Below are 18,660 nucleotides of genomic sequence, written 5' to 3'. Positions count from 1 at the left end.
CACCAGTTGCCCGAAACAGTCCGCAGCCATAGCGGAAGGTGGCCTTCGTGAGCCTCCGTACCACGTCCCCGGCACTGTCCTACCGTTGCGCGCCCTGGACGCACGCGCAGGGCGTCGACCCGGTCGGGTCCGCCCTGACCTGCGACACGCTCGTGCTCATCGAGGTGCCACCGCCCTGGCCCCGGGACGTCGGCGAGATACCGGCCTTCGCCGACCTCCAGCGGCGTGACCTTCGCCGAACCAGGGTGCTGGCGGTCAGACCCCCTGCGGACGATTTCAACGACCCGATCGGGAAGGCCGCCGTCCCGGTGGGCTCCGCGGTCGCCAGCGATCAGCCGGGACCAAGCGTCGGGTGCGGTGTGCGGGTGACGATCTGGCGCCGGGTGGACTCCGGCCGTTTCGTGGGTACCGACCACCTCGTGCCCGCCGAAGGCATCGCCGACGAGGTCGCCCGGCTGCTCGAGGCGCCGCAGGCGGACCCGACGAGCCGGACCGCACCCGCCGAGGTGCTGCTGTGTGGGCACGGCGCGCGGGACCGCTGCTGCGCGCGCCTGGGGACTCGCCTGGCACTGGACGTGGCCGCGGCCTGGCCAGGTGTCCGCGTCCGCCGGTGCAGCCACACCGGCGGTCACCGCTTCGCTCCGACCGGGTTCACGCTGCCGGACGGGCGGGCCTGGGGGTTCCTCGACGTCGAGAGCCTCGAGGTGATCATGCGTCGATCCGGGCCGCCGCCGCTGCGGGGCCACTACCGCGGTAACACCGCGCTGGACGCCTGGGGACAGGTGGCCGAACGGGAGCTGTTCGAGCGGTTCGGCTGGGCCTGGCTGGACCACCAGCTCACCTCCTCTCGCACCGAGATCGCGGCCGGGGGACGGTCGGCAACCGTGGAGCTGGCCTGGGGCGGACCGACCGGTCCCGCTACGGCGACTGCGAGGATCGACGTCATCCGCGACGTTCCCGTCCTCGTCTGCGGCGAGCCTCCCGAGCGGGCCGAGAAGACGGCACCGGAACTGGCACTACGCTCCATCAACCTCGCCGGCAGAGGCTGATCATGCCTTGGTCCAGTACAGCCGCATCGGATTGTGGGCCGGGAGCTTCTGCTGTCCTGCCGGCCGGGACTGCCGGTCACCGGTGGCGGGAACGTGTTCCTACTGTGGTCCGGCGCCGTCCTCATGCGCCATCCAGTGGACGAAGCGGTGCAGCGGATACATGGCGTCGTGCGGGTTGCCGATCGTGCTAGGCCCCGCCTCGCCCAGCCGGACGATGCGCTGCGCGCCGCCACTGGCCAGCCGGTCGCGGTAGTCGGCCATCCGCGCGAAGGGATAGAAGCCGACCGTCTGGGTCGCCACGTTGACGTACCGCATCGCCTCGTCGAGGGAGTTCACCCGGACCACGTTCGCGGTCTTGTTGATCGGGTGGAAGTCGACGGGTTCGTCGGAACGGATCACCAGCCCGTGGCCGTCGGTCTTTCCCCAGACGCCGAACTCGTCGTCGAGCATCATCAGCACGTCGATCTGCTCGCGCAGGTCGGCGTCGAGCGGACGGGCGTCACCCGAGGCGGCCGCCTTCTCGACGATGCGCGCGTGGAGCCGCTCGCTGAAGCGGTCCGCCTCGGCCTGGTCCGCCTCGACGAAGACGAACCGGCTGGCGACGCAGGCCTCCTGGTTGAGGACCATGACGTCGCCGGCGGCGAGCTCGGCGGCGGTGTCGAGCGCCTCCTCGGAGGCGAAGGCCTCCCGGCCGACCATCGAGATCGAGGTCTTGGGGTCGAACGAGACGAGCTGAAAGCCCGGCCCGAGATACTTGATCACGTTGTTGATCGCGTCGCCGCCGCCCCAGGCCACGATCTTGTCGAAGTACTGCGGGCGGTAGAGGACCTGCTCCACCGTGTTGTCGCCGCCGCGCCAGTAGACCGCCGACATCGACCGCACGATGGGGTGACCGGGGTCGATGTCCGCCATCGTGCGCAGGACCGCCACCGTGGTGAAGGGGTCGCTGGAGGACATCTTGAACAGGTTGACGGCCTTCACCAGCGCGCCCTGGGCGATGGACTTCACCGCGACGCCCGGCGAGTTGCCCGGCAGGACGTGGATCAGTCGGGGCGCGAAGGCACGGATGTAGCTCTTCCGGCCGGTGAAGTCCTGCTTGGGCACCCATTCGTCCAGGGCCCTGGGGTCGGGGAAGTTCTGCTCCACCACAGTCTCGAGCAGGCGCTTGTCGAGATAGGCGGCGGCGCCCTTGACCTGCCCTTCCAGCACCGCACGGGGCAGCACGTGGGTGCCGGCCATGCGATCGATGCAGTCCTGCATAAAGGTGTTGCGGGGATCGCGGATCCGCTCGCCCGTCTCGACGAGGAAGTCGATGATCTCCTTGAGCGGGACGTTCAGCAGCGGCGGCACCTCGGTGCGCGGGTGCACCGCCTTGTCCATGGCGATCCGCGGCGTGGCGAAGGTGACGCCCAGGTCGCGCGAGCGGTGCGTGACGTCCTGGCCCTCGGAAAGCTCGCCGCGAAGGAAGAACGGCGCGGCGACGACTGGGTTGGCGGAGCCCGCGGGGTCGGCGGACTGGGGCCGAATGTCGGTGACGCTCATGAAAGGCCTCGCACGTACGCGTCGACGGTGCCGGCACAGCCGATCTTGTCATCGCCGCCCTTGAGGTCGGCGTAACGGGTGATGTTGTTCCGCACCGAGGGCCCCTTCTGGCCGCACGCGCAGGGGCTCAGGTCGAGCGAGATCTTGTCGCCGGTGATGATCCCGCCCCAGCGTCCGTCGAGCGAGAGGTCGAAGAAGGCGGCCCGGCCCTCGACCTCGCCGCTCTCGTGCGGCAGCAGCGTCTCGCCCGCCTCGTCGAGGATGAACGGAACGATCCACGGCGGCACGTGGTAACGGTTGCCCTTCTGGCACTTGGGCATGCCGGAGTTGAGCTCCTGCATCGAGTAGTTCTGGAAATCCCGGCTGGCCGGGATGTTGAACGTCTCGTGGACGAACTCCTGGTAGTCCGGCGGCAGCTGCGCGCGCTTGAGCCCGCCGCCGACGTAGAGACAGTTGTCGGGGTGGAAGTCCTTCGCCGAGTAGCCCAGGTCGCGCACGATCTTCGCCGCCTGGTACAGCGAGTTCCACATGCCGGCGATGTAGAGCTTCTCGTCGCGGTACCTGATGAGCGCCTCGGCGCCGGTGATCATCGCCTTGTCGAGGGCTTCCTGCCGCTCCCTGGAGGTCCGCTCGAAGTCGGCCAGCTCGCCGGGCAGTGCGGTGCCGTCGGCGATCTTCTTACGGAGCACGACCATCCTGGTAAGCGACCCGACCGTGATCGGCGGGAGCGGCAGGCTGAAACGCTCCCTGGCGGGATCGCTGAACGCCGCCTGCTGCGCCTCCGCGATGACCATGTTCTTCGGCACGGCGGCGGTCGCCCCCACACCGATCATCCGCCGGTCCCGCGCCGGCTTCACTCCGGAGCCCCAGGAGAACACGTTGACTGTGTCGACGCGCGACCAGGCCATGTCCCGCTCCGACGCGAGCAGCATCGCCGACTTGCCCGTCGTGCCGCTGGAGCAGGAGACGAAGTGACCCCTGGCCTGCAGACGTCCGATCCAGTCGTCGATGCCGGCGATGTCGGAGGTCTCGATCGGGCTGATCGGGTAGGGCGAGACGGTGCCCAGCCACTTGCCGAGCCGGTCCCACTTCTCCTCGATCAGGAAGCTCTCCGGATAGCTCTTGTAGACGCTGTGCGGGAAGAGGAGCGGGACCATGTCCTCGCGGCTGCGGATCTCGGTGGTGCCGGCCTCGCGGGCCCGGTGCGCGAGCAGCCGGATGCGCTCCCTGCGCTCCTGGAACCGCTCGTTCAGAGCGGCTAACTGCGTCTCGCACAGCTCGGCGGGGGAGTGATCGAACCGATCCTCGGCATCGACCAGCCGGGTCAGTGTCTCGATGGCTGAGCTCACAGGGCATCCTTACTGTTCGTGTTGGTGGCCGGGTCCGGCTAACGGCACCTGATGCGTATCATTAATCGAACCTGGCGGCGGCGCAAGAGGGAAGTCGAGCGAGGCGACATGCAGAACGGAGTCGCACCCACCCGGCGCGGGGCGGGGCGCCCCACCCGCGAGCAGGCCGAAGCACGCCACGAGGAGCTGCTCGACACCGCGCTCGACCTGTTCCTGGAGCGCGGCTTCGAGCTGGCGACGATCGAGATGATCGCCGCCCGGGTCAACATGACCAAGCGAACGGTCTACGCCCGCTACCCCGACAAGGCCGCGCTGTTCCGTGCGGCGGTCCAGCGCGCCATCGAGCGCCAGATCGTGCCCCAGGCCGTGCTGGAGGGCCTGGACAACGGCGACCTGGGCGAGACGCTCGAGGCGATCGCCCGACTACGGATCACTCAGGTGGCGACACCCAACGGCCTGCGCCTGCAGCGGATCATCAACACCGAGAGCTACCGCTTCCCCGAGATCTTCACCATCAGCTTCGAGCAGAGCGGCAGGCCGGTGATCGAGTTCGTCGCCGGCGTGCTCGAGCGTGCGGTCGCCGACGGCACGATCGCGCCCACCAACCCCAGACTCGCCGCATCCGTCTTTATGAGCATGTTGGTCAGCGGCCCGGTGAGGACGATCGTGAGTGGCCACATGCCGACGCAGAACGAACTGGACGAGAGGATCCAGTTCTCCGTGCGCCTGCTGCTCAACGGCCTCCGGCCACGCTGAGGACGACGAGGCGGTGGAGGTCTTCCATGACTCCACCGCCTTCTCCGGGGTGAAGTCCTAACGCTGGTAGCCGGTCCGCAGGTCGTCGACGATCCGTGGGCGGTCGAGCGTGGAGGGCTCGAGGGTGCGCGGAGGCCGGTCCAGCGGGAAGACCCCGGCGGCGGTGAGCACGGCCTGGTCGAGAAACCGGGCCGGGGTGGCCCGCTCGGAAAGCACGAGCGGCGGAGGCGTGCCCCCGGTGGTTGCCAGCACGAAGCCCCAGTCCCCGAAGCTCGGGACGTCGACGTGGTACGGCGTGGTGGCCAGGCCCGCGGCCCTGACCGTGCTCACCGTGCGCCAGTAGGCACTCGGTGTCGCGTACGGGCTGCCGGCCTGCACGGTGAGCAGGCCTCCGGGCGCGAGGACCGCCCGCACCAGGCCGTAGAACTCCTGCGAGTAGAGCCGGCCGAGCGTCGGCGTGTCCGGATCGGGCATGTCCACGACCACGGCGTCGAACGGCTCCGGCGGCGGGTCGCGCAGCCAGCGGAAGGCGTCGGCCACCACCACCCGCACCCGCGGGTCGTTGAGCGCGGCACGGTTGAGCCGGGCGAAGGTCGTCCGGGCGAGTTCGATCATCCGCGGGTCCAGCTCCACCTGCACCACCTGCCGGACTGTGGGGTGGCGCAGCAGCTCGCGCGCGGCCAACCCGTCGCCGCCGCCGAGGACCAGGACACGGGCGGGATCACGGGCGAGTGCGGGGGCGACGAGCGCCTCGGTGTACCGGTGTTCGTCGGCGCTGGAGAACTGCAGGTCGCCGTCCAGGTAGAGGCGCATGTCGCCGACTCGGCGGGTCACGACGATCTCCTGGTATGCGGACCGGGTGGCGACCACGATCGGGTCCGCGTACAGCCGCTGGCGGGCGTCGGTCTCGATGTCACGTGCGCGGAGCAGCAGCGTGCCGAGCAGGGTGGCGGCGGCCAGGAGCGCGCCGAGCGCGGTGACGAGGGCACGCCTGGTCAGCCACCGCCGCAGCAGCAACGTGGCGACCACGGTCGCGGCTGTCAGGTTGACCAGCCCCGTCAGCGCGGCTCCGCGGATCATGCCGGCCGTGGGGAGCAGGACGAACGGCCAGACCAGCCCGCCGACGAGGGCGCCGGCGTAGTCGGCTGCGTTGAGGTCGGCGAGCAGCCGGCCGCTGGCCCGGGCGTCCACGTCGGTCCGGCCGGTCTGCAGGAGCGTGACAAGCAGCGGCAGCTCGGCGCCTACCAGCGTGCCGAGCAGCGCGGTGCCGAGGACGAGCACCGGTCCGCTCGTCGCGTAGAAACTGAAGGTGACGTAGAGAGTGACGGCGCTGAGCCCGCCGAGGATTCCGAGCAGGGTCTCGACGGCGACGAAGGCGGCGGCCGCGTGCCCGAGGAAGGGCTTGACCAGCAGCGCCCCGGCGCCGAGGGCAGCGACGAATCCGGCGACGATCAGTGAGGTCTGGGTGATGCCGCCGCCGGCGAGGCTGGTCGACAGGGTGAGCAGGACCAGCTCGTACACCAGGCCGCAGGCGGCGCAGACCGCGACCGCGGCGAGCAGGAGTGGGCGGGTACGGGCGGGCAGCGGGCTGTCCGCCGATGTGGCCCTGGGGGTGTCCGTCGCCACGGCTGATGGCGTCAGGAAGCTGATGGCGTCAGGACAGCGCGGCCGCGTTGACCGCGCCGATCGCGAGCAGGCTGGTGGCGACCGCCCACGCCGCCGGGCTGAGTGTCGGCTCGTCGACGATCGCGCGCAGGTGCCCGGGCACGACGGTGTCGAGCACGCGGAGCGCGAGCGCCTGCAGCGCGACCCCGACGAGGCCGTAGACCGCCGAGTCGACAAGGCCCTGAGTCAGCGAGTCCGAGCTGGTCAGGATGGCCGTGACGACGATGACCGTCAGCGACAGGTGGTTGCCCGCGAGCAGGATGGCGGCGTTCGGCCGGCGGTCGACGTAGACCTGCCGGCGCAGGTTGCCGGGCGTGAGCAGGTCGAGGACCAGAAAACCCAGGGCGAGGACACCGACGCCGACCAGGAAGTAGAGCAGGGTGGCGGCGATGCCCTCGCCGAGGTCGCCGGCGTCCAGGCTGCCGAAGGTCACGAGGCTCTCCCGGTGGTGTGCGGGGGGACGGGGGGACGGTGCTGCGCGGCCGGGCCCCGGCGGCCCCGGCCCGGATCACTTCCCATCGCCGGGACCACCGTCCTTCCCGGCTGGAGAGCCGGGGGTGAACCCGCTGCCGAGGCGCGCGTACTGGCCATGGCTGAACCCGTCGTCGAGATCCTCTACCCGCACAGTGCTGCCGGCCCCGACGGCCGCCGGGCTGACGATCACGATGTCGTCCGCGAAGCGGAGGTACTGGCTGCCTCCGTCGCTGGCCCGGGCGGCCGGCGCGACCCCGCCGGCGATGGCCGCGGCGGTCCGGTCGACCGGCTCGGTCGACATGTAGCTCTCGGTGTCGCCCCGGGTGTCGGTACGACGGTAGCTGTCGGCGAGCCAGCCCCGGACGTTGCTGTCGCCACCGCAGGCGGATAGCACCGCGACGGCGAGGGCGAGCGGGACAGCCAACGCGACGCGGGCGCTGCGGGCGGCGCGGGCAACGTGGGCGGTGGTCATCGCGGCTCCCAGCGGCTGTGGGTGGTCACGATCTCGTGCGTGCGGGAGCCCGGGTAGAGGTGCCAGGTGCGCCACTGCCAGCCGCGCGGCATCCGCGCGCCGGTCAGGGCGGTCACCGCCCGCTCGTCGCCGGGGAAGGCGGCGCACAACCAGTCGGATCTTCCGGCCGCCCGGGTCCGCAGACTCGCCGCGAGCGCGTCGAGTTCGCGGCGATCGACGGTGCGCACCTGCGCCCTCAGGGTGTAGCCGTCCTGCTCCGCCCGCGACGGCAGCGGGCAGCCACCGGCCGCAACGGCGTCACAGGAAACCTCCTCGGTCAGCCGACGTGTGCCCGAGGAGGCGCTCACCGCGTGCGAGGCGCCCAGGACGGCCAGGGTCAGCATGCCGTGCGGCGCGTGCAGGTCGACGCTGGCCAGCGACGCGGGGCTCGGCGCGCCGAGCAGCAGGCCGAGGGAGGCGGCGCGGACGTCGCGGGGCACGACCGCCAGCTCGAGGGCGGTCATCGGACCGGGACCGCGCCGCGGCGAACCGGCGTACAGGGGACCTCGGGCACCTGGGTCCTCTCCGGCGGGGAATGCTCGGCGAGAACATACCGGACTTATTGCTGCGACGGAACTTGTGTGTGTCCGCGTCGACGGGGCCAGCTCCCCGGCCGCGCCAGCATCCGATCAGGGCGCCGCGCCACGGGTGCAGTGTCCGGAGTCCTCGACGCGCGAAAGCAGCGCCGTTGAATTCCGGCGGCGAGGAGACGGGATTCGTTTTCGGAGACGACGCGACCCTGGATGACCTGGCGCGGGCGCCATGCCGCACCAGGTCCGGCCGGTTCGCCGGATTCCCGTCCGATGGTCTGGGCTGGCAGACTTGCGGTGATGGATCGTGGGGGCAGTGAGTGTGGTGGCGCGCGGGTGCGGCGGATCGGGCTCGGTGACGCCGAGGTTCTGCGGGCGGTGCGGCTGGCGGCCCTAACCGACGCGCCGGGGGCGTTCTGGCGTACCTATGCCGATGAAGCGACCCGGCCGGGAACGGACTGGGTGGAGCGGGCCCGGGTGGGCGCGTCCGGAGACGCGGACGTGACGTTCCTGGCCGAGCGGGATGGCGCGGTGGTCGGTTCGGTGTCGGCGCACACCCCGTCGGTGGCGCGGGACCTGCGGGAGCTGGCGGCGATGTGGGTGGCGCCGGTGGCTCGAGGCTCGGGCGCGGCGGACGCTTTGCTGCTGGCGGTGCTGGACTGGGCCCGGGCGGCTGGCGCGGCCGGGGTCCGGCTGTGGGTGGTGCCGTCGAACGGGCCGGCCCGGCGGGTGTATGAGCGGCACGGGTTCGTGGTGGTCGGTGACCTGGAGCCGGTCACGGATGATCCGTCGGTGAAGGTGTATGTGCCGATGGTGCTGACGTTGGACGCGGCTGCCGCCGCGGATGCGGGTTACCGGGCGCGCGCCGCCTCACCCTGGTCGGCGCCGACATCGGGTGAGGACTGAGTGGATGGCGGGAAAGTTCACGCCGGACAAGGACGTCGAAGGCTAGCGGGACGTCATCTACTCCGGCTGGAGTACGGCGGGCAGCATGTACTGCGCCATACGTAGCGAGTATTGCCTGCGGGGGGACGACGACGGGCAGGGCTTGTTCGGACACGCTTGTGCGGGGAAGTCAGATCTGCGGGCACGGTCGTCCACCAGACAGAACGACCACCGGCTCCGGCTCGTATGAAGGGATCTGTAGAGACTGTGCGCGAATTCGAGGCAATGGACTTCTTCCGCGACGAGACTCTCGTCGCGGACCCGTACCCTTACCTCGACGCCCTGCGGCGGAAATGCCCCGTACAACGGGAACGCCACCACGACGTGGTGATGGTGACCGGCTACGAGGAGGCGGTGGAGGTCTTCCACGACTCCGAGGCGTTCTCGTCCTGCGTCTCGGTGACAGGCCCGTTCCCCGGCTTCCCGGTCCCGCTCGACGGTGACGACGTCTCCGCGCTGATCGAACGGCATCGCCATGAGCTGCCGATGAACGACCAGCTCCCGACGATGGACCCGCCCACCCACACCGATCATCGCGCGCTGCTGATGCGGCTGATCACCCCTAAGCGCCTCAAGGAGAACGAGGCGCTGATGTGGGACCTTGCCGACCGCATGCTCGACCCGTTCCTCACTCCTGGTGAGGGAGAGTTCATCAGCGGATTCGCCGGACCGTTCACACTGCTCGTCATCGCGGACCTTCTGGGCGTCCCCGAGGAGGACCAGGACGAGTTTCTCGACAAACTGCAGCGCCAGCCGGCACAGACCGGCGGCGTCGGCGGCACCGGAGCGGAGACCCTGGCCCACAGCCCGCTGGAGTTTCTCTACGGGAAGTTCACCGGCTACATCGAGGACCGTCGCCGCAACCCCCGCGCCGACGTGCTGACCGGTCTGGCCGGCGCGACGTTCCCGGACGGATCGACACCCGAGGTTATCGACGTGGTGCGGGTGGCCGCGAACCTCTTCTCCGCCGGTCAGGAAACCACGGTGCGCCTGCTCAGCTCGGCGCTGAAGATCCTCGCCGAGCGGCCCGACCTCCAGCGGCAGCTTCGTGTCGAGCGGGAGCGCATCCCGGCCTTCATCGAGGAGACCCTGCGCTGGGAGAGCCCGGTCAAGGGCGACTTCCGGCTCTCCCGTGTGCCGGTCACCGTGGGTGGGGTGCAGCTGCCCGCCGGCACCACGGTGATGGTGGTCAACGGGGCGGCCAACCGCGACCCACGCCGCTTCGAGAACCCGGAGACGTTCGACGTCGCCCGTTCCAACGCCCGCCAGCACCTGGCCTTCGGGCGTGGGATCCACAGCTGCCCCGGCGCGCCGTTGGCACGGGCCGAGGCACGGGCGAGTCTTGAACGGCTGTTGGACCGCACCACCGACATCCGCGTCAACGAGCGGGTGCACGGCCCGGCCGGCAACCGCCGCTACGAGTACATGCCCACCTTCATCCTGCGTGGGCTGACCGCCCTGCACCTGGAGTTCGACCTCGCGCCAGCACCGCCACGTGACTTCCCGCCCGCCGGCTCACCTGTCGGATGGATCAAGGGCTGACGCTGCCTTCTGGCATGGTGTCGTACCCGGAGGGGCGCACGGTTCCCGCGGCCGAGACGTTCGTCCCCGGTGAACCCCTGTTGCCGCACGAGCCGACCGCCATCGGTCCGTACGTCCTGTTGAGCCGGCTGGGCGTGGGTGGGATGGGCGCCGTCTACTACGCGCGCGACCAGCGGGGGCGGCCGGTCGCGGTCAAGGTGATCAGGTCGGATCGGGCCAGGGACCAGGAGTTCCGCCGCCGTTTCCGTCGAGAGGTCGAGGCAGCTCGCAGCGTCGCCTCGTTCTGCACCGCCGAGGTTCTCGACGCCGACCCGGACGCGTTCGCGCCGTACCTGGTGACGGAGTACATCGACGGCCTCCGGCTGGATCAGGCTGTCGCCGACAGGGGTCCGCTCGACTCGTCCACCCTTACCGGGCTGGCGGTCGGGGTCGCGACGGCGTTGACCGCGATCCACCACGCCGGGCTTGTGCATCGGGATCTCAAGCCCGGCAACGTGATCCTGTCGCTGTCCGGTCCACGGGTCATCGACTTCGGTATCGCCCTGGCCTTGGACAGCACCGGCGGTAGGCCGACCGACTGGGGGTTCGGCTCGGCCGGGTGGATGGCACCCGAACAGATCAACGGCCAGCCGATCAGTGCGGCGGCTGACGTGTTCGCCTGGGGTGTCCTCGTCGCGTACGCGGGCACCGGACGGCATCCCTTCGGGGACGGCCACGATGTCGGTCTCGCCCACCGGATCACCACGGCCGAACCGGACCTGACTGGCCTTCCTCCGCAGGTGGAGGATCTCGTCCGCGATGCTCTGACGAAAGAGCCGGCCAGCCGGCCTGATGCCCGGGGCCTGCTGCTGCGCCTGGTCGAGCGCCGGCCGGGGGAGCGGTCCGCCGATCCGGCTGTCCGACTGCTCGGGCTCACCGCGGAGCTCGCGCACTCCCCGGACGGGTCCGCACCTGCGCGGCGGCGGGGCTGGGGTCGTGGCCGTGTTCTGCTGACCGCCAGCCTGACGCTGGTACTGGCGGCCCTCACCGTGATCGGGTCGGTGGCGGCGAACCGTGATGACGGGACGTCGACGCGACCGGCCGCGCCCACAGCCAGGTCGGGGGCATCCACGGCCAGGTCCGTGGAATCCTCGTCCGCGCCGGTCTCCGGCCCCGGCACCCCACCGAGTCCCGGCGGCTTCCGGGACGGGCCGCTGCTGTTCGCCGTGGACGATGTCGAATGTGGGGTCGAGCAGCTCGGCCTCGGGTTCCTGGCCCGCCATCCGGACGGTCAGTTCTGCCTGGTCACCATGACGGTTCGTAACACCGGTGCATCCTCGGGCGCCCTGGAGAACGCCTACCAGTACGCGTACGACAGCACCGGCGCCCGGCGCACCGCCGACTACCTGTCGCGTTTCTACCTGCCCGGCGAGACGATCTGGAATCCCGCCGGACCGGGTGCCTCCATCCACGGCACGCTGGTTTTCGATATCCCGCGGGGCGCCGCGTTGCAGCGGCTGGAGCTCCATGACAGCCCGACCGGCAGCGGCGTTCTCATTCCGTTGTAGCCGGAACTCGCTCCCGTCCCGAACGGCACTTCTGTCGTCTTTTTTTGATGTTTTGCGGCGCTGTCGACGTGCCCCGTGTAACCGGGGTTCGGCCATTCTAAAGGGCAGGAGCCGTTCATGACAGTAACCGCGGTGCCGTCCCAGACGGAACCAGGACGGTCCAGCTTCACCGCGCGGAATGCGCTGATCCTGATAGTGCTGATGTGGGCTGCACAGCTTCTGGGGCTGGTCGGCCTGCTTTCCGGCAATGTTCAGGCGGAGATCGCCGTACACTTTCACACCGCCAGGATCTCGTGGTTCACGCTGATCACGGGCCTGGTCGGCACCTTCGCCACGCCCTTCGCGATCAAGGCCGCGGCGATGTACGGCAAGAAGCGAGTCATGGTGGTCATCACCGTCCTCGGGTTGGTGGGAGACCTGATCGCCGCCCTTGCGACGAACTACTCCATGCTGCTGATCGGACGCGGCATCGCCGGGTGCTATGGCCCGATCGGGGCACTGGCCTACTCGATGGTCCGTGACGTCCTCCCGCGCCGGCTCATCGGTCCCGCCAGCGGCCTGCTGGGCGGCGGCGTCGGGCTGGTTGCGCTGGGGGGCCCGTTCCTGTCCGCGTGGCTCGTGGACGGTTCCGGCTTCCGTGGCGCGCTGTGGTTCATGGCCGCAGCCAGCGCGCTCAGCCTCGTGGCGCTCGTGGTCCTCGTGCCCGAGAGTCCCGTGCGCGAGGAACGCACCAGCATCGACTGGCTGGGCGGGCTCCTGCTCGGCGGTGGCCTGACCGCGGTCGTCTACGGGATCGGTGAAGGCGCCGGCTGGGGCTGGACCAGTGCTCGCACTCTTTTCTTCATCGGAGGCGGTCTGGCCGCCGTGGTGGGCTTCGTCTTCACCGAAAGCCGGGTCCCGCACCCGATGATCCCACTGCCCCTGCTGAGGCGACGGCCGGTCTGGACCATGCTGCTGACGACGTCCCTGGTCGGAGGCGCGGCGTACGCCGTCGGCACGGTGATGTTCCTGCTCGCCCTCATGCCGACCATTCCGGGCGTCTCCGACGGCCTGGGATTCTCCGCAACCAGGAATGCGCTGGTCGGCGCACCCAGCAGCGTACTGATCCTCACGGGTGCGGGCGCGGCCGGAATGCTGGCCCGTAGATTCGATGCCTGGTTCCTCCTGGCCGCCGGCGGCCTACTCGTCGCCGGTGGATATGGACTGATCTCCGTGTACCACCACACTGTGCCGCAGCTGATGCTCCTCGGTGCCGTGACCGCGGTGGGCATGGGTCTCGTGGTGGCCACAATTCCCATCCTGGTCATCCAGGCGGTGCACCCGGCCGAACAGGCACTGGCCAACGGTGCCCAGTCAATGGCGCAAGGGGTCACCCAGACCGTCCTCAGCCAGCTGGCGTTCATCATCCTCGCCCGGGACAGCCAGGTCGTCCACGGAATCCGGTTCTACCGGGACGCCGGGTACTCCAACGGTCTTCTGTTCACCGCCGGTGTCGCCGCGACCGGGACAGCGCTGGCCCTGATACTGCCGAAACGCCATGCGGCCCGGGAGCTCTGAAGGTCTGAGGGCCTGGAGGACGACTGCTTCGACCGCGGGGTGACACGAGACCGGCCGGCATCGGGCCCTGGCCGGCACTGCGGGCCGGCGGTGACTACTACCGGCCCGCAGTGCCGCGGACTGGAGGATCCGGGCGCGGCTCCACAGGAACTGATGTGGAGACGGCGGACACCGGACGTGTGGTCGGACGGGACATCCTGGGGTCGAGGCGACGCAGCAGGACCGACGTCAGCGCGAGCGCCGCGCCGGCAAGTCCGACGCCCAGCACGATGTCGAGCAGCCAGGCATCCGCGCTGTGCTCCCAGAGCCTGTCCGCGGGGTCGGTGCGCAGCACCTCGTTGCCGAGCTTGGAGACCTCGTTGAGGTCGTCGGTGGAGGCCAGCGCCGCGAAGCCCCACCGGGCGGGGGCGATCCAGGCGACCTGCTCCATCACCAGACGGCCGGACAGCGACACCAGGCCGCCGGAGAGCACGAGCTGGGCCATGGTGACCAGCACCAGGATGGGCATGATCTTGTCGACGTTGTCGGCGAGAGTCGAGACCAACAGACCGATCATCATGGATGCCAGCGCCGCGACGATGACGGCGACGAGGCACTCGATCAGTGGTGAGCCCAGCAGGGACGCATCGGGCGGCGTGCGGCCGGCGAGACCGATCAGGGTGAAGATCGCGCACTGGAGGGCGGTGATGCCGGTGAGGACGATGATCTTCGAGCCGAGGTAGGCCGTCCGGGACAGGCCGATCGTTCGTTCCCGCCGGTAGATGTCGCGTTCCTTGACGATCTCGCGGACCGAGTTCGCCATGCCCATGAAACAAGCGCACAGCACCAGGACGACGAGCACCTTCATCGCGTCCGGATTAGGCGCGTCCGGCAGTGATTTCAGTCCGTCCGGAGCTGGGATCACCCGGGGGATGATTCCCAGCAGAAACGGGAACGCGATAATCATCCTCAGGTAGGAAGGATCGGCGAGCACCACTCGCAGATATCGCCGGGTGAGCGTGACGAGCTGCGCGACTACTGGTTGCTGGCGGACGCCGGGGAGTTCGGCTGGCGCCTTGCGCGCGACCGGCGCCACGACGGCGGAGGGCACGAAGTACTCGGACGCGCGGAAACGGGCCGCCATCTCGGTGCCCGGCGTGTTCTCCAGCTCCCGGAAGACGGCCGCGAACTCCCGGAAGTCCTTCTTCCCGAAGAAGCTCAGCGCCCCGTCCGACGGGCCGAAGTAGGCCACGTGCCCACCCGGGGCGAGCACCAGGATGTAGTCACACAGGTCCAGGAACAGCACGCTGTGCGTGACGACGATGACCGTGCGGCCGCTCTCGTCCGCCGAGCCCGGACCGCCGCCGTGGGCGAGCCCTTTCAGGGTCTCCATCACGGACTGGTCGTTCGCCGGGTCCAGCCCCGACGTCGGCTCGTCCAGGAACAGCAACGACGGCCGGGTGAGCAGCTCGAGGGCCACCGACGTCCGCTTCTTCTGCCCACCGGAGAGCCGGCTCACCGGCGTGCCGGCGTGCGCGGTCAGGCCGAGCTCGCCGATGACCTCCTGGACGCGGGCGCGCCGTTCCTGCGCCGTGGTGTCCGCGGGGAATCGCAGCTCGGCGCCGTACTCGAGCGCCTCACGCACGGTGAGCTGGGCGTGCAGCGGATCGGCCTGCGGGACGTAGCCGATGCGCCGGCGCAGCTCGTCGTACTCGGCGTAGAGATCCAGCCCGTTGTACAGGACGGAGCCGGTGTCGGCGGGGCGGAAGCCGGTCAGCGCGTTGAGCAGGGTCGACTTGCCCGCCCCGCTGGGACCGACCACTCCGAGCAGCGACCGGCCAGGCAGCCGGAAGGTCAGGTCGTGCATCAGCTGCTTGGCGCCGGCCCACACGGACAGATCCTGTGCCTCGAGCGCCACATCGCCGGAGTCGACGTACTCGACGAGGGCGTCGTCCTCGAGCTGGTAGAGATGGTGCCCGATCGCGATGACATCGCGCTGTCCGATCGGAGCGCGCTCGACCCGCTGGCCGTTGACGAACGTCCCGTTGGCCGAACCGAGATCGATGACCTCCACCGCGTCGGCGTCGACCAGCAGCTCGGCGTGATGGCGCGAGGCGAGCAGATCGGCGACGGAGATGTCGTTGTCGTAGGAGCGGCCCAGGCGCAGCGTCCCGGGACGCAGCGGGTGCCGTCGGCGGCAGGCATGTGCCACGGCGCCGGCCGCCGGCCGGGTTGCCGTCGCGCCGGTAACCGCCTCGCTCGGCCGCGGAGGCTCGACCTGCCACGGAGGCTCGACCTGCCATGGAGAAAGGACCACCTCCGGACCGTCGACGGCTCCGAGCCTGAGCCGCACCTCACCCAGACGCAGGGTGGTGCCTCTGATCCGGCGCCCGTCCTGCCACAGACCGTTCGCGCTGATGTCCCGCACGTGCCAGCCGTCAGCGATCGGTTCGAGCACGAGGTGGTGCCGGGAGACCCTCCCGTCGCCGACCACGATGTCGGCGCCGCGCGCCCGGCCGACCAGGTACGACGCGTTGCCTGCCAGCGTGGTCCGGCCCGCCGGGCTGACCACGCTCAGCGTGCTCAGGTCCACTGGCGGACCGGACGGGGGAGCGCGTCGCCGCGCTGGACGTTGATCGTCCACTGGATGTTTCCGGTTTGCGCGGTCACTGTGGAAGGTCCCCGGCATTGCACCGCCTTGTGAGAGCTGACCGCCCGGCTGTTGTCACTCAGACCTCCGGTCTTGGGCTGCACCTGGGATTCGGACCACTGTGCACCGTCGGTCAGGTCTTTCCATCGGCCAGGGGAAGTCATTTCTGACTACCGCGCCGGTAGTAGCCAGCTGCTTTACCGGTCCGCCGAAGGCCGAGGACTGTCACGTAAGTGCCCGTCCGATCCACAACTCCCTGTTCACCGCATCGGCGATCGCCACTCCGCAGGAGCGGCGAAAGTACTCACCTCCCGATCTGGCGGATGTTCTCCGGCGCGTTGTCCGGTCGGAATCGACACGCCGTGTCGCCGATCCGTCGGCGGATGCCGTCCGCGACCGATCGGCGTCGCCTCGTCTACTACGGACGCAGTAGACGAGGAACTACCATCGCCGCAGGTCGACAATCGGCATCCGCTGGGTACCGTGGTTGCGGTGGCACCAGAGATCGCGCAGTTCTGGAATGTGTGCCGGCGTACGGCTCGGCGGTACCCCTGGCTGGCCGACGGCCTGCTCGCTGTCGTGGTTCTGGCCCTGGGTCTGTGGCTGGCCGCGCAGAGCGCTCCCAGCCACATCAGGCCGACCGGGCCCAGTCTGGTCATGAGCATGATCGGCTGTGCCGCCCTGGTGGTGCGCCGATCGTGGCCGGGCGCGGTCCTTGCCGTCGTCCTCGGCTGCACCGTGCTCGTGTTCATCCTGAACCTGACGCCCGACGACAGCCCGCCGCTCACCTTCGCCACCGGGGTCGCCCTGTACAGCCTGGCGGTCTACCGGTCCCGCGAGGCAGCATGGATCTCGGCTCTCGCCTCCATGATCGTTCTGATCCCGCCGGCGCTGTTGCAGAAGCAGGGGGTTGTGGCTGTGGTCCTGGGTCTGTCCACCTGGGTTGTCTCCGCGACCGCCACCGGGGACGCGGTCCGCAGCCGGCGTGCCTACATCGCCGCGGTCGAGGACCGGGCCCGGCGGGCGGAGCAGAGCCGTGAGGAGGAGGCCCGGCGGCAGGTCGCCGAGGAACGGTTACGCATCGCCCGGGAGCTGCATGACGTGGTCGCCCACCACATCACTCTTGTCAAGGTGCAGGCAGCCGTCGCCTCCCACATGCTCTACGAGCAGCCGGCCGGCGCCGACGAGGCGCTCGGCCACATCCGCCGCGCCAGCGCCACCGTCCTGGACGAGCTGAAACTGTTGGTCTACGCGCTGCGGGACACCTCCGAGCCGGTGTCGACCCAGCCGCCCGCGGGCCTGTCCCAACTCCCCACGCTGCTGTCCGGCTTCGCGGCAGGCGGGATGTCCGTCGCACTCGACGTGACCGGGCAGTCCCGCGAGCTGCCGGCGCTCACCGACCTGGCCGCCTACCGGATCGTGCAGGAGTCACTGACGAACGCTCACAAGCACTCCCGGGGCGCCCGGACCTCGGTCGCGGTCGGCTACGGTTCCGGCGAGTTGCGCCTTCGCATCCACAACACCGCGGGCATGTCTCTTCCCGCATCCGGCGGTACCGGCCAGCCGCCCGGCACCGGTCCTGGCCGCAGGTTCCCCGGCACCGGCCCCACCCGGAAACAGCCCGCCACCGGCCCTACGCAGGACCCGGCGGCGCAGCGCGGCCGCGGCGGGCACGGCCTGCTCGGCATGCGCGAGCGGGCCGCCGCGGTCGGCGGCCACATGCAGGCCGGTTCCGACGGCGAGGGTGGCTTCGTGGTCACCGCGACGCTGCCGGTCCCGGAGGCGCCCCCACCGCCCCCGGCCGCCTCCACATTCAATGGCAGACGGGGGAGTGCCACGCTGCAGACGGCTACCGCCACCCCCCGCACCGCACTTGTGAAGGTGACACCCCAGTGATCCGTGTCCTTTTGGCCGACGACCAGGCGCTCATCCGCGCCGGTTTCCGTGTCCTCGTCGAGGCCGCCGCCGACATCACCGTGGTCGCCGAAGCGGCCGACGGCGCCGAAGCGGTCCGCCTGGCACGTGAGACCCGTCCCGACGTCATCCTGATGGACATCAGGATGCCGGGCACCGACGGCCTGTCCGCCACCCGCGAACTGACCGGCGACCCGACGCTCAACGAGGTGAAGGTGCTTGTCCTGACCACCTTCGAGCTCGACGAGCACGTCTTCGAGGCTCTGCGGGTCGGGGCCAGCGGCTTCCTCGGCAAAGGGGTGGAACCCGACGAGCTGGTCGCCGCGATCCGGGTCGTCGCCCGCGGCGACGCGCTCCTGTCCCCGCAGGCGACCCGTCACCTCATCGAGCAGTACCTGCGGCAGCCGGCCACACCGGCACCCGCGGTCACCGCGGGGCTGGATCTGCTCACCAAGCGGGAGAACGAGATCGTCAGGCTCATCGCCTACGGGCTGACGAACGACGAGATCGCCGAACAGCTGTACCTGTCGCCGCTGACCGTCAAGACACACGCGAACCGCGCGATGACCAAGGTAGCGGCCCGCGACCGCGCCCAGCTCGTCGTGATCGCCTACCAGACCGGGCTCGCCGAGGCCCCCAGCAGGAATTGA

The 18,660-nt window shown here is 70.1% G+C and carries 15 protein-coding genes; 8 read left to right on the top strand and 7 right to left on the bottom strand.

The window, feature by feature from the left end:
• Positions 1-47: 47 nt before the first annotated feature.
• Entirely contained in the window at positions 48-1,049 is a 1,002-nt protein-coding gene (locus FRANEAN1_RS22890) for a sucrase ferredoxin (protein WP_020462187.1), read from the top strand.
• 99 nt (positions 1,050-1,148) lie between these two features.
• Here the strand turns inward: FRANEAN1_RS22890 and FRANEAN1_RS22885 are convergent, their stop codons facing one another.
• Together FRANEAN1_RS22885 and FRANEAN1_RS22880 are read right to left on the bottom strand one after the other, a co-directional pair.
• Positions 1,149-2,591 (bottom strand): acyl-CoA reductase, encoded by a 1,443-nt coding sequence (locus FRANEAN1_RS22885; RefSeq protein ID WP_020462186.1) that lies wholly within the window; start codon positions 2,589-2,591, stop codon positions 1,149-1,151.
• A complete protein-coding gene (locus tag FRANEAN1_RS22880; RefSeq protein WP_020462185.1) occupies positions 2,588-3,940 on the bottom strand; it encodes a hypothetical protein in 1,353 nt (450 codons plus the stop codon). Before FRANEAN1_RS22880 ends, FRANEAN1_RS22885 begins: the two co-directional genes overlap by 4 nt.
• A gap of 108 nt (positions 3,941-4,048) precedes the next feature.
• On the opposite strand from FRANEAN1_RS22880, the gene FRANEAN1_RS22875 reads away from it, so the two are divergent.
• Positions 4,049-4,696: a TetR/AcrR family transcriptional regulator gene (locus FRANEAN1_RS22875; RefSeq protein WP_020462184.1), complete on the top strand. Its 648-nt coding sequence runs from the start codon at positions 4,049-4,051 to the stop codon at positions 4,694-4,696.
• Between the two features lie 57 nt (positions 4,697-4,753).
• On the opposite strand, the gene FRANEAN1_RS22870 is transcribed toward FRANEAN1_RS22875, so the two are convergent.
• From FRANEAN1_RS22870 to FRANEAN1_RS22855, 4 genes are all read right to left on the bottom strand, one after another.
• The gene (locus tag FRANEAN1_RS22870) at positions 4,754-6,322 is read right to left on the bottom strand and encodes a polyamine aminopropyltransferase (RefSeq protein WP_020462183.1); all 1,569 of its coding nucleotides are present in this window, start codon (positions 6,320-6,322) and stop codon (positions 4,754-4,756) included.
• 28 nt (positions 6,323-6,350) lie between these two features.
• The gene (locus FRANEAN1_RS22865; RefSeq protein WP_020462182.1) at positions 6,351-6,794 is read right to left on the bottom strand and encodes a DUF350 domain-containing protein; all 444 of its coding nucleotides are present in this window, start codon (positions 6,792-6,794) and stop codon (positions 6,351-6,353) included.
• A 75-nt stretch (positions 6,795-6,869) separates the two neighbouring features.
• Positions 6,870-7,307 (bottom strand): DUF4247 domain-containing protein, encoded by a 438-nt coding sequence (locus FRANEAN1_RS22860; protein ID WP_020462181.1) that lies wholly within the window; start codon positions 7,305-7,307, stop codon positions 6,870-6,872.
• Positions 7,304-7,810 (bottom strand): DUF2617 family protein, encoded by a 507-nt coding sequence (locus FRANEAN1_RS22855; protein ID WP_020462180.1) that lies wholly within the window; start codon positions 7,808-7,810, stop codon positions 7,304-7,306. The genes FRANEAN1_RS22860 and FRANEAN1_RS22855 overlap by 4 nt, the downstream gene beginning before the upstream one ends.
• 402 nt (positions 7,811-8,212) lie before the next feature.
• Between FRANEAN1_RS22855 and FRANEAN1_RS22850 the strand changes: the two genes are divergently transcribed.
• From FRANEAN1_RS22850 to FRANEAN1_RS22835, 4 genes are all read left to right on the top strand, one after another.
• Complete coding sequence (locus tag FRANEAN1_RS22850) at positions 8,213-8,782, top strand: GNAT family N-acetyltransferase (protein ID WP_347176719.1); 570 nt, start codon at positions 8,213-8,215, stop codon at positions 8,780-8,782.
• A gap of 246 nt (positions 8,783-9,028) precedes the next feature.
• A complete protein-coding gene (locus FRANEAN1_RS22845; protein ID WP_020462178.1) occupies positions 9,029-10,363 on the top strand; it encodes a cytochrome P450 in 1,335 nt (444 codons plus the stop codon).
• A 14-nt stretch (positions 10,364-10,377) separates the two neighbouring features.
• A complete protein-coding gene (locus tag FRANEAN1_RS22840) occupies positions 10,378-11,910 on the top strand; it encodes a serine/threonine-protein kinase (protein WP_049795737.1) in 1,533 nt (510 codons plus the stop codon).
• A 117-nt stretch (positions 11,911-12,027) separates the two neighbouring features.
• Positions 12,028-13,467 carry an MFS transporter gene (locus FRANEAN1_RS22835; protein WP_020462176.1) on the top strand — a complete coding sequence of 480 codons (1,440 nt, stop codon included), beginning with the start codon at positions 12,028-12,030 and terminating at the stop codon, positions 13,465-13,467.
• 97 nt (positions 13,468-13,564) lie between these two features.
• Here FRANEAN1_RS22835 and FRANEAN1_RS22830 read toward each other — a convergent pair whose 3' ends face one another.
• On the bottom strand, positions 13,565-16,039 hold the full coding sequence (locus tag FRANEAN1_RS22830) for an ATP-binding cassette domain-containing protein (RefSeq protein ID WP_085950129.1): 2,475 nt from the start codon (positions 16,037-16,039) through the stop codon (positions 13,565-13,567).
• Between the two features lie 549 nt (positions 16,040-16,588).
• Between FRANEAN1_RS22830 and FRANEAN1_RS22825 the strand changes: the two genes are divergently transcribed.
• Positions 16,589-17,992, top strand: a complete 1,404-nt coding sequence (locus FRANEAN1_RS22825) for a histidine kinase (RefSeq protein WP_020462174.1) — start codon at positions 16,589-16,591, stop codon at positions 17,990-17,992.
• A complete protein-coding gene (locus FRANEAN1_RS22820) occupies positions 17,989-18,660 on the top strand; it encodes a response regulator transcription factor (protein ID WP_020462173.1) in 672 nt (223 codons plus the stop codon). The genes FRANEAN1_RS22825 and FRANEAN1_RS22820 overlap by 4 nt, the downstream gene beginning before the upstream one ends.

It is taken from the genome of Parafrankia sp. EAN1pec, from assembly GCF_000018005.1.
Taxonomy (GTDB): Bacteria; Actinomycetota; Actinomycetes; order Frankiales; family Frankiaceae; genus Parafrankia; species Parafrankia soli.
This window is presented reverse-complemented; position numbering and strand designations above follow the sequence as displayed.

Coding starts and splice junctions, on each gene's coding strand:
- FRANEAN1_RS22875 (WP_020462184.1), top strand. CDS start 4,049: ATGCAGAACGGAGTCGCACCCACCCGGCGCGGGGCGGGGCGCCCCACC.
- FRANEAN1_RS22835 (WP_020462176.1), top strand. CDS start 12,028: ATGACAGTAACCGCGGTGCCGTCCCAGACGGAACCAGGACGGTCCAGC.
- FRANEAN1_RS22855 (WP_020462180.1), bottom strand. CDS start 7,810: ATGACCGCCCTCGAGCTGGCGGTCGTGCCCCGCGACGTCCGCGCCGCC.
- FRANEAN1_RS22860 (WP_020462181.1), bottom strand. CDS start 7,307: ATGACCACCGCCCACGTTGCCCGCGCCGCCCGCAGCGCCCGCGTCGCG.
- FRANEAN1_RS22840 (WP_049795737.1), top strand. CDS start 10,378: ATGGTGTCGTACCCGGAGGGGCGCACGGTTCCCGCGGCCGAGACGTTC.
- FRANEAN1_RS22885 (WP_020462186.1), bottom strand. CDS start 2,591: ATGAGCGTCACCGACATTCGGCCCCAGTCCGCCGACCCCGCGGGCTCC.